The sequence below is a fragment of the Streptomyces sp. NPDC059371 genome (assembly GCF_042751995.1).
Classification (GTDB): domain Bacteria; phylum Actinomycetota; class Actinomycetes; order Streptomycetales; family Streptomycetaceae; genus Streptomyces.
Genome location: NZ_JBHYXD010000122.1, coordinates 15419 through 25830, shown reverse-complemented (window position 1 = coordinate 25830; position 10412 = coordinate 15419). Strand labels below are relative to the sequence as shown.

General features: G+C 72.0%; 12 protein-coding genes. 4 read left to right on the top strand and 8 right to left on the bottom strand.

The window, feature by feature from the left end:
• Positions 1 to 146 precede the first annotated feature (146 nt).
• The 8 genes from hisF to hisD are packed head-to-tail and all read right to left on the bottom strand — an operon-like array spanning position 147 to position 5881.
• Positions 147 to 902 (bottom strand): imidazole glycerol phosphate synthase subunit HisF, encoded by a 756-nt coding sequence (hisF, locus tag ACFXGX_RS38625; RefSeq protein WP_355760004.1) that lies wholly within the window; start codon positions 900 to 902, stop codon positions 147 to 149.
• Positions 899 to 1315 carry a RidA family protein gene (locus ACFXGX_RS38620; RefSeq protein ID WP_384801613.1) on the bottom strand — a complete coding sequence of 139 codons (417 nt, stop codon included), beginning with the start codon at positions 1313 to 1315 and terminating at the stop codon, positions 899 to 901. Before ACFXGX_RS38620 ends, hisF begins: the two co-directional genes overlap by 4 nt.
• Complete coding sequence (gene priA / locus ACFXGX_RS38615; protein ID WP_384801610.1) at positions 1312 to 2037, bottom strand: bifunctional 1-(5-phosphoribosyl)-5-((5-phosphoribosylamino)methylideneamino)imidazole-4-carboxamide isomerase/phosphoribosylanthranilate isomerase PriA; 726 nt, start codon at positions 2035 to 2037, stop codon at positions 1312 to 1314. The genes ACFXGX_RS38620 and priA overlap by 4 nt, the downstream gene beginning before the upstream one ends.
• Positions 2034 to 2681 carry an imidazole glycerol phosphate synthase subunit HisH gene (hisH, locus tag ACFXGX_RS38610; protein ID WP_384801622.1) on the bottom strand — a complete coding sequence of 216 codons (648 nt, stop codon included), beginning with the start codon at positions 2679 to 2681 and terminating at the stop codon, positions 2034 to 2036. Before hisH ends, priA begins: the two co-directional genes overlap by 4 nt.
• Positions 2672 to 2836, bottom strand: a complete 165-nt coding sequence (locus ACFXGX_RS38605) for a hypothetical protein (RefSeq protein WP_326788335.1) — start codon at positions 2834 to 2836, stop codon at positions 2672 to 2674. Before ACFXGX_RS38605 ends, hisH begins: the two co-directional genes overlap by 10 nt.
• Positions 2833 to 3426, bottom strand: coding sequence for an imidazoleglycerol-phosphate dehydratase HisB (gene hisB, locus ACFXGX_RS38600; protein ID WP_037623339.1), 594 nt, complete (start codon positions 3424 to 3426; stop codon positions 2833 to 2835). Before hisB ends, ACFXGX_RS38605 begins: the two co-directional genes overlap by 4 nt.
• Positions 3423 to 4559, bottom strand: coding sequence for a histidinol-phosphate transaminase (locus ACFXGX_RS38595; protein ID WP_384801606.1), 1137 nt, complete (start codon positions 4557 to 4559; stop codon positions 3423 to 3425). The genes hisB and ACFXGX_RS38595 overlap by 4 nt, the downstream gene beginning before the upstream one ends.
• Complete coding sequence (gene hisD / locus ACFXGX_RS38590; RefSeq protein ID WP_384801603.1) at positions 4556 to 5881, bottom strand: histidinol dehydrogenase; 1326 nt, start codon at positions 5879 to 5881, stop codon at positions 4556 to 4558. Before hisD ends, ACFXGX_RS38595 begins: the two co-directional genes overlap by 4 nt.
• A 175-nt stretch (positions 5882 to 6056) precedes the next feature.
• On the opposite strand from hisD, the gene ACFXGX_RS38585 reads away from it, so the two are divergent.
• The 4 genes from ACFXGX_RS38585 (at position 6057) to ybaK (ending at position 10143) form a co-directional block, all read left to right on the top strand.
• On the top strand, positions 6057 to 7637 hold the full coding sequence (locus ACFXGX_RS38585; RefSeq protein ID WP_384801600.1) for an oxidoreductase: 1581 nt from the start codon (positions 6057 to 6059) through the stop codon (positions 7635 to 7637).
• 198 nt (positions 7638 to 7835) lie between these two features.
• Complete coding sequence (locus ACFXGX_RS38580; protein ID WP_384801597.1) at positions 7836 to 8876, top strand: hypothetical protein; 1041 nt, start codon at positions 7836 to 7838, stop codon at positions 8874 to 8876.
• Positions 8877 to 8887: 11 nt separating this feature from the next.
• Positions 8888 to 9628 (top strand): LON peptidase substrate-binding domain-containing protein, encoded by a 741-nt coding sequence (locus ACFXGX_RS38575; protein ID WP_384801595.1) that lies wholly within the window; start codon positions 8888 to 8890, stop codon positions 9626 to 9628.
• Between the two features lie 17 nt (positions 9629 to 9645).
• The gene (gene ybaK, locus ACFXGX_RS38570; protein ID WP_384801592.1) at positions 9646 to 10143 is read left to right on the top strand and encodes a Cys-tRNA(Pro) deacylase; all 498 of its coding nucleotides are present in this window, start codon (positions 9646 to 9648) and stop codon (positions 10141 to 10143) included.
• The last annotated feature ends 269 nt before the right edge of the window (positions 10144 to 10412 follow it).

Genomic DNA, 10412 nt, shown 5'->3' with positions numbered 1-10412 from the left:
CCACACCCCGCCCGCCCCCCCCCACCACCCCCCCCCCCCCCCCCGCCCGCGCCCCTACACGTCAGCCTTACCCCCCGCATGTGGCGGCCACCGGCGGGAATCGAAGCCAGCCGGGAGCCCCCTGCCGAAGGCCCCGGCCAGGATCGTCAGCGAACGGGATGTCCCGCCTCGCGCAGGGTCTCCTTGACCTCGCCGATCCGCAGGTCGCCGAAGTGGAAGACGGACGCGGCCAGCACCGCGTCGGCGCCCGCCCCGATGGCCGGCGGGAAGTGGTCGAGCCGGCCGGCGCCGCCGCTGGCGATCAGCGGAACGGTGACGTGCTTGCGTACGGCCTCGATCATCTCGATGTCGTAGCCGTCCTTCGTGCCGTCGGCGTCCATCGAGTTGAGCAGGATCTCGCCCGCGCCCAGTTCGGCGGCCCGGTGCGCCCACTCGACGGCGTCGATGCCGGTGCCCTGGCGTCCGCCGTGGGTGGTCACCTCGAAGGAACCGCCCTCGGTCCTGCGCGCGTCCACCGAGAGCACGAGCACCTGCCGCCCGAACCGCTCCGCGATCTCGCGGATGAGCTCGGGGCGGGCGATGGCGGCCGTGTTGACGCCGACCTTGTCGGCACCGGCCCGCAGCAGCTTGTCGACGTCCTCGGCGGTGCGGACACCGCCGCCGACCGTCAGCGGGATGAAGACCTGCTCGGCCGTGCGGCGCACCACGTCGTACGTGGTCTCACGGTTGCCCGAGGACGCGGTGATGTCCAGGAACGTGAGCTCGTCGGCGCCCTCGGCGTCGTACACCTTGGCCATCTCGACGGGGTCGCCCGCGTCCCGCAGGTTCTGGAAGTTGACGCCCTTGACGACCCGGCCGTTGTCCACGTCCAGGCAGGGAATCACTCGGACCGCCAGGGTCATGACCGCGTTTCTCCCTGCTCCGTGTGCTCTGCGCGGAACGCCTCCACCTCGACCTCGACCACCAGCCGCGGGTCCACCAGACCCTCGACGATGATCATGGAGGCGGCGGGGCGGATGCCGTCGAACAGCGCCTTGTGGGCGCGGCCGACCTCCTCGACGTCCCGGGCATGGGTGATGTGCATGTGGGTGCGGACGACGTCCTCGCGGCCCAGGCCGAGCCGCTCCAGGGCCGCGAACGCGACACCGAAGGCGTTGACCGCCTGCTCGTACGGGTCGCCCTCGACGACATCACCGTCGACCACCGAGGTGCAGCCGGACACCAGCACCAGGCCGTTCGGCAGCTCCACCGCGCGGGAGTACCCGAAGGCGTCCTCCGCCGGCGAGCCGGTCGAAAGGCGGCGTACGGCGCTCACCGGGCTACCGCCGCCAGGGCCTCTTCAAGGGTGAACGCCTTGGCGTACAGGGCCTTGCCGACGATGGAGCCCTCGACGCCGAGCGGCACGAGTTCGGCGATGGCCCGCAGGTCGTCCAGCGACGACACCCCGCCGGAGGCGACCACCGGGCGGTCGGTCGCCGCGCACACGTTGCGCAGGAGCTCCAGGTTCGGGCCCTGGAGCGTGCCGTCCTTGGCGATGTCGGTGACCACGTAGCGGGCGCAGCCCTCGGAGTCGAGGCGTGCCAGCGTCTCGTAGAGGTCGCCGCCGTCGCGGGTCCAGCCGCGGCCGCGCAGGGTCGTGCCGCGGACGTCGAGGCCGACGGCGATCTTGTCGCCGTGCTCGGCGATGACCTTGGCGACCCAGTCGGGGGTCTCCAGCGCGGCGGTGCCCAGGTTGACGCGGGTGCAGCCGGTGGCGAGCGCGGCGGCGAGGGTGTCGTCGTCGCGGATGCCGCCGGACAGCTCGACCTTGATGTCCATCGCCTTGGCGACCTCGGCGATCAGCGCGCGGTTGTCGCCGGTGCCGAACGCGGCGTCCAGGTCGACGAGGTGCAGCCACTCGGCGCCGGCGCTCTGCCAGGCAAGGGCGGCCTCCAGAGGGGAGCCGTAGGAGGTCTCGGTCCCGGACTCGCCGTGCACGAGACGGACGGCCTGGGCGTCGCGGACGTCGACGGCCGGGAGGAGTTCGAGCTTGCTCACAGTGTTCCGATCCAGTTGGAGAGGAGCTGGGCGCCGGCGTCGCCGGACTTCTCGGGGTGGAACTGGGTGGCCCACAGGGCGCCGTTCTCGACGGCCGCCACGAAGGGCTTGCCGTGCGTGGACCAGGTGACCAGGGGAGCGCGCAGCAGCGGGTTGCCGACCTCGAGCGACCAGTCGTGGACGGCGTAGGAGTGGACGAAGTAGAACCGCGCGTCGGCGTCGAGGCCGGCGAAGGCCTCCGAGCCGTCCGGGACGTCGACGGTGTTCCAGCCCATGTGGGGCACGACGCCGGCCTCCAGGGGTCCGACCGTGCCCGGCCATTCGTCCAGGCCCTCCGTCTCCACGCCGTGCTCGATGCCGCGGGTGAAGAGGATCTGCATGCCGACGCAGATGCCCATGACGGGGCGTCCGCCGGACAGCCGGCGGCCGATGATCCAGTCGCCGCGCGCCTCCTTGAGGCCCTGCATGCAGGCGGCGAAGGCGCCGACGCCCGGCACCAGCAGTCCGTCCGCGTTCATCGCGGTGTCGAAGTCGCGGGTGATCTCGACCTCGGCGCCCGCGCGGGCGAGGGCGCGCTCGGCGGAACGTACGTTCCCGAAGCCGTAGTCGAAGACGACGACCTTCCTGGAAGGACTCAACTCCAGACCTCCAGCCGCATGACGCCCGCGACGAGGCACATCGCGGCACCGATGGACAGCAGCACGACGAGGCTCCTCGGCATGTCCTGCTTGACGAAGGAGTAGATCCCTCCGGCGAGGAAGAGACCGACGACGATGAGAATGCTGGAAAGGCCTGTCACAGTGCGCCCTTAGTGGAGGGGAGGATGCCGGCTGCGCGGGGGTCGCGCTCGGAGGCGTAACGCAGGGCCCTGGCCAGCGCCTTGAACTGGCACTCCACGATGTGGTGCGCGTTGCGTCCGTAGGGGACGTGCACGTGCAGGGCGATCTGGGCCTGGGCGACGAAGGACTCCAGGATGTGCCGGGTCATCGTCGTGTCGTACTCGCCGATCATCGGCGCCATGTTCTCGGGCTCGGTGTGCACGAGGTACGGCCGGCCGGACAGGTCGACGGTCACCTGGGCGAGCGACTCGTCCAGCGGGACGGTGCAGTTGCCGAAGCGGTAGATGCCGACCTTGTCGCCGAGGGCCTGCTTGAAGGCTGCGCCGAGGGCGAGGGCGGTGTCCTCGATGGTGTGGTGCGAGTCGATGTGCAGGTCGCCCTCGGTCTTCACGGTGAGGTCGAACAGACCGTGCCGGCCGAGCTGGTCGAGCATGTGGTCGTAGAAGCCGACGCCGGTGGCCACGTCGACCTTGCCGGAGCCGTCGAGATCGATCTCGACGAGGACCGACGTCTCCTTCGTCACCCGCTCCACGCGTCCTACGCGGTTCATGCGCTCTGCTCCTTCGGGGGTGTGGGGTTCTCCCCCACAGAGCCCAGTAGTTCACGTACCGCGTCGAGGAACGCGTCGTTTTCCTTCGGGGTTCCGGCGGAGACCCGCAGCCACCCCGGTACGCCGTTGTCCCGCACCAGGACGCCCTGGTCGAGGATCCGCTGCCAGGCCGCGTGGGTGTCGGCGAACCGTCCGAACTGCACGAAGTTCGCGTCCGACTCGGTCACCTCGCAGCCCATCGCGCGCAGTTCGGTGACCAGCCGGTCCCGTTCGGACTTGAGCTGCTCCACGTACCCGAGGAGGGTGTCGGTGTGCTCCAGGGCCGCCAGCGCGGTCGCCTGGGTCACGGCCGACAGGTGGTACGGCAGCCGGACGAGCTGGACGGCGTCCACGACCGCCGGGTGGGCGGCGAGGTAGCCGAGGCGCAGTCCGGCCGCGCCGAAGGCCTTCGACATCGTCCGGGAGACGACGAGATTCGGCCGTCCTTCGAGCAGGGGCAGCAGCGAGTCGCCGTGGCTGAACTCGATGTAGGCCTCGTCGACCACGACCATGGACGGCTTCGCCGCCTGCGCGGCCTCGTACAGCGCGAGGACCGTCTCGGGCGGGACCGCGTTGCCGGTGGGGTTGTTGGGGGTGGTGACGAAGACGACGTCCGGCCGGTTCTCGGCGATGGCGCGCTCGGCGGCGACGAGGTCGATGCTGAAGTCCTCGTCGCGCGGGCCCGAGATCCAGGCCGTGCCCGTACCCCGCGCGATGAGCGCGTGCATCGAGTACGACGGTTCGAAGCCGATCGCGCTGCGGCCGGGACCGCCGAAGGTCTGGAGCAGTTGCTGGATGACCTCGTTCGAGCCGTTGGCGGCCCAGACGTTCTCGACGCCGACCGGGTGCTTGCCGGTCTTCGTCAGATAGGCGGCCAGCCCGGTGCGCAGCTCCACCGCGTCCCGGTCGGGGTAGCGGTTGAGTCCGCGGGCGGCCTCACGGACCCGCTCGGCGATCCGCTCGACGAGCGGCTCGGGAAGCGGGTACGGGTTCTCGTTGGTGTTCAGGCGTACGGGGACGTCGAGCTGGGGTGCGCCGTAGGGGGTCTTGCCGCGCAGTTCGTCCCGTACGGGGAGATCGTCGATGCCGGTCACTTGCCCTCGGGTACCTTCCAGCCGAACCTTGACTTCACCGCCGCGCCGTGCGCGGGCAGGTCCTCCGCCTCCGCCAGCGTCACCACGTGATGGGCGACGTCGGCGAGCGCGTCCTTCGTGTAGTCGACGATGTGGATGCCGCGCAGGAAGGACTGGACGGACAGGCCCGAGGAGTGGCAGGCGCAGCCGCCGGTGGGCAGGACGTGGTTGGAGCCCGCCGCGTAGTCGCCGAGCGAGACCGGGGCCCAGGGCCCGACGAAGATCGCTCCGGCGTTCCTGACCCGGTCGGCGACGGCGGCCGCGTCGGCGGTCTGGATCTCCAGGTGTTCGGCGCCGTACGCGTCGACGACCCTGAGTCCCTCGTCGATGCCGTCGACGAGGACGATCGCGGACTGCCTGCCGCTCAGGGCCGGGACGATCCGGTCCTCGATGTGCTTGGTGGCCGCGATCTGCGGTTCCAGTTCCTTCTCGACGGCGTCCGCGAGGGCCGGCGAGTCGGTGACGAGGACGGCGGCGGCGAGCGGGTCGTGCTCGGCCTGGCTGATCAGGTCGGCGGCGACGTGCGCCGGGTCGGCGGTGTCGTCCGCGAGGACCGCGATCTCGGTCGGGCCGGCCTCGGCGTCGATGCCGATCCTGCCGGTGAAGTAGCGCTTGGCCGCGGCGACCCAGATGTTGCCGGGTCCGGTGACCATGTCGGCCGAGGGGCAGGACTCCGTGCCGTACGCGAACATCGCGACGGCCGTGGCACCGCCGGCCGCGTACACCTCGTCGACGCCGAGCAGCGCGCAGGCGGCCAGGATCGTCGGGTGCGGCAGGCCGCCGAACGCGGACTGGGCCGGGGAGGCGAGCGCGATCGAGCCGACCCCGGCCTCCTGGGCCGGGACCACGTTCATGATCACGGACGACGGGTACACCGAGCGGCCGCCGGGCGCGTACAGCCCGACCCGGTCGACCGGCACCCACTTCTCGGTGACCGAGCCGCCGGGCGCGACCTGGGTGGTGTGCGTCGTACGGCGCTGTTCGCGGTGGACGAGACGGGTGCGGCGGATCGACTCCTCCAGGGCCGCGCGCACGTCCGGGTCGAGCTGTTCCAGGGCGTCGGCGAGGGCCTGGGCCGGAACACGTACGGACTCGAGCCGTACTCCGTCGAACTTCTCCGCGTAGTCGATCAGCGCCGCGTCGCCCCGATGATGCACGGCCTCACAGATCGGCCGCACCTTCTCCAGGGCGGCCGAGACGTCGAAGTCGGCTCGGGGCAGCAGGTCGCGCAGGGCGGGGCCCTCGGGGAGGGCGTCGCCGCGCAGATCGATTCGGGAGATCACGGACTCAATTCTCTCAGACCGCGGCGGGGCTCCGGACGCCTGTATCAGTGGCTGATACAAGCCGGCTTCGCCTTCCGTGGAAGATCCCCTTCACCGGGAGCGTTCGCGCCGTCACTGAGCGGGCATTGCAGGACCGTACGAACCCGCGAGTAGGCAGGGGAGGAAGTGACATGCCGTGACCGAGGGTGCCGGCCTGCGCAGCGGGGACCTGCCGGACGAGCTGACCGCCGCCGAGGCGGGGATGTGGCAGGCCTTCCGCAACGGCAGTGTGTACGACCTGCGCAGCGGGGACAGGGCCGTCGACGATCCGCACGGCGGTCATCCCTGGGGGCCCGAGCGCAGCGTCCGGGCCCGGATAGTGGCCTGGCTGCTGCTCGACGGGCCGCCCGCCCTCCAGGGCCGGGTCGCCTCCCTGAAGCTGACGGGCGTCAGGATCACCGGCGTGCTCGACCTCGCGGGCGGCGCGGTGGTGCCGTACGTGGAGCTGAAGGGGTGCCGGTTCGAGAAGGAGGTGCTGCTGCCGGAGTCCCGCTTCACCACGCTGCGGCTGGTGGACTGCGCGGTGCCCCGGCTGGAGGCGGCCCGGCTGCACACCGAGGGCGATCTGCATCTGCCGCGCTGCCACTTCCACAACGGGGTACGGCTGACCGACGCGCACATCGGCACGGATCTGCTGCTCAACCAGGCGGTCGTCTACCGGGACCGGCGCGGGCAGTCGATCACCGGCGACGGCATGACCGTCGGGCAGGACCTCCAGGCCGAGATGCTGGAGTCGCACGGCGAGCTCAGTCTGCGCGGCGCCACCGTCGGCGTGTCGCTGAGCCTGCGCGGCAGCAGGCTGCGCAACCCGTACACCCGGCTCGCCCTCAACGCCCCCCAGCTCACCGTCAACCGCACGCTCTACATGACCCCCGCGGGCCTCGGCAATCCGCTGGCGACCAGCGGCACCACCCCGGCGCGCGGCACCCTGGTGCAGCGGTTCGAGTGCCAGGGCGGGATCCGTCTGGACGACGGGCGCTTCGGTGACGCGGTCGACTTCGACCGGGCCCGCTTCACCTTCGACGACGACCAGGGGCTGTCGCTGCTGCGGGTCCAGACGCCCGAGCTGCGCTTCCTCGGCGAGCGGCCCGAACGCGGCAAGGTCGTGCTGTCCGGCGCGCGGATCGTCAACCTGGTCGACCGGGCGTCGAGCTGGCCGGACCCCGGCAGCCTGCACATGGGCGGTTTCACGTACGAGAACCTGGTCCCGCAGGGCGCCTTCCCGCTGACCCGGCGCCTGGAGTGGGTGGCGGCGGCCACCGCCGAGTACGCCCCGGAGCCGTACGAGCGCCTCGCCGCCGTGCTGCGCGACTCCGGTGAGGACGAGGACGCCCGCGAGGTGCTGCTCGCCAAGCAGCGCCGCCGCCGCGAGACCCTGCCGCCGGCCGCCAAGCTCTGGGGCTACGCCCAGGACTGGACGGTCGCCTACGGATACCGTCCGGGCCGGGCCGCCCTGTGGATGGCGGTGCTGTGGGCGGCGACGTCGGTCGCCTTCGCGCACGCCGATCACCGGCCGGTCAACACCGACGGGCACCCCGCGTGGAACGCCTCGCTCTACGCCCTGGATCTGCTGCTGCCGGTCATCGACCTGGGCCAGACCGGCTTCTGGCAGCTGCGCGGCGGCTGGCAGTGGCTGGCCGCGGTGGTGGTTCTCCTCGGCTGGATCCTGGCCACGACGGTGGCCGCCGGAGCCACCCGGCTGCTGCGCCGCGGCTGACGCCGCCCCGCCGCCGCACAGTCATCACGCGGCCGCCGCACCGGCGACACGCAGACATCGCACAGGTGCCGCACACCTGATGGGGCGACATGCTTTTACCGGTCCTTGACCCTGCGGCGCACAACCAATCGGCTTTACGAAAGCGTCACCGATCGCCTCTGGCCCAGCTCCGACCTGCGGTTTTCAATGGTCGACACCATGGCACTGCTGAGCGCGCTCCTCCGTACCGCCCGGATGGCCCGGCACACCTCACGCCTCGCCGCCGGACTGCCGGCCGACGAGGAGGTGCTGCTCGACGCCCCCGACCACCGGCTGGGCCCCGCGCTGGTCGCGGCTGCCCAGGGCGAGTACGCCCCCGCGGCCGGACTGCTGGCCGCCACCCGCGAGTCCGCCGAGTGGGAGAACCGCGACCGGTACGCCGTACGCCTGGCCGCCTTCGCGCGCTCCCGCGACGAATGGCTCAGGCAGTGGCACGCCGACGACCCGCACGACCCGGACGTCCTCCTCGTCAGGGCCGAGCTGGCCGTCCGCCGCGGCTGGGAGTCCCCGGCACGGGTGGAACTGCTGCGCGAGCTCGGCCCGCTGATCATGTCCGCCGCCGAGGGCGATCCGCGCGACCCGGTGCCGTGGCGGATCGCGCTCGACCACGCCCGCGGCACGAACGTCAGGCATACCGAGTTCGAGCAGCTCTGGGCCCAGGCCGTCCGGCGCTCACCGCACCACTACGGCTGCCACGTGGCCGCTCTCCAGTACCTCTCCGCCGCCTGGTACGGCTCGCACAGCGAGTGCTTCGACTTCGCCGAGCCCGCCGCGCAGGACGCCCTGCCGGGCTCCCTGGTCCAGGCCCTGCCGGTGCGCGCGGCCTTCGCCTATCTGACCGAGGGCGGCGGTCCCGAGGTGCCACGCGTGCGCCTGGACGCCGCGGCCGACCTCGCGATCTCGGTGTCGGCCTGCTACGCCGCCGCCGACCCGTGGCCCGCCGAGGTGCGCAACCTGCTCACGTACGTCCTGGTCCGGCTGGAACGCTGGCAGGACGCCCTGGAGCAGCTTCGCCTCATCGGCCCGTACGTGACCTCGTTCCCCTGGGCCAAGGTCTCCGACGACCCGCTCGGGCAGTACCTGGAGCTGCGCGACGGAGTCCGTCTGGAGGTCGCCTCGGGCCTTCCGCTGCGGGACCGCGCCCCCGGCCGGCTCCCCCGGATCGGGTACGGCGGACTCGTCCGCTCCGTCGACCATTAGGCTTTCCCGTCGTGACCACCGTCCGGCTCCCGCTCTTCCCCCTGAACTCGGTGCTGTTCCCCGGGCTCGTGCTTCCTCTGAACGTGTTCGAGGAGCGCTATCGCGCCATGATGCGCGATCTGCTCAAGACACCCGAGGACGAATCCCGCCGATTCGCCGTCGTCGCCGTCCGCGACGGCCATGAGCTCTCACCCAGCGCGCCCGGCATGCCCGACGGGAGCGCCGTGCCCGACCGCGGGCCCGCCGCCGGGTTCGGGGACGATCCGCTCGCGGCCTTCCACGAGGTGGGCTGTGTCGCGGACGCGGCGACCATCCGGGAGCGCGCCGACGGCAGCTTCGAGGTGCTGGCGACCGGTACGACACGGGTCCGGCTGCTGTCGGTGGACGCCTCCGGGGCGTTCCTGACGGCCGAGCTGGAGGAACTCCCCGAGGACCCGGGCGACGAGGCGGGGGCGCTCGCCGAGGGCGTCCTGCGCGCTTTCCGCCAGTACCAGAAGCGGCTGGCCGGGGCGCGCGAGCGCTCGCTGTCGACCGGCGCGGACCTGCCGGACGAACCGGCGGTCGTCTCCTATCTCGTCGCCGCCGCCGTGATGCTGGACGTGCCGGCCAGGCAGCGGCTGCTCCAGGCCCCCGACACGGCCTCCCGGCTGCGTGAGGAGCTGAAGGTGCTGCGCGCGGAGACGGCGATCATCCGTAATCTGCCGTCGTTGCCCGCGTCGGACCTGACGCGCGGCCCGACGAGCCTGAACTGACGCTTGCGAGAAGGTCGATGGCCAAGAAGGCTAAGAAGCAGTCCGGCGGCACCCCCGCCACGGTGGCGCTGACGGAGGCGGGCGTCCCGTTCACCGTCCACGCCTACGAGCACGATCCCTCCCACCCGTCCTACGGCGAGGAGGCGGCTGAGGCGATGGGCGTGTCGCCGGAGCGGGTCTTCAAGACCCTGGTGGCTGACGTGGACGGCGCGCTCGTCGTCGCGGTCGTCCCGGTGGCGGGCTCGCTCGACCTCAAGGCCCTCGCCACGGCGGTGGGCGGCAAGCGGGCGGTGATGGCCGACCCGGCGGCGGCGGAGCGCACGACGGGGTACGTCCGCGGCGGCATCTCGCCCCTCGGCCAGCGCAAGAAGCTCCGTACGGTCCTGGACTCCTCGGCCTCCGGACACGCCACGATCTGTGTCTCGGCGGGCCGCCGCGGCATGGAGGTCGAGCTCTCCCCCGGCGACCTCGCGAAGCTCACGGAGGCGGTGGCCGCACCCGTCGGACGGACGTGACCGGCTGTCGGCGCCCGGCTGCTTCACGGTCTGCGCGGCCCCTCGACGGATGCCTTCTCCTCGGTTAAGCACGAAGGGCATGTCGAAGAGAACGCGCAAACGCAAGTGGCGCATCAAGAAGGGCCGTTCCAACCACGGCCGCCGTCCCGCCTGACCCACGCCGTACGGGGAAGGGCCGCCCCCCCCCCCCGGGGCCCCGCGCCCCGGCCGGCCCCCCGCCCCCCCGGGGGGAGACAGGCCCAGTCGCATTATAAAAAAACTCACAGCCG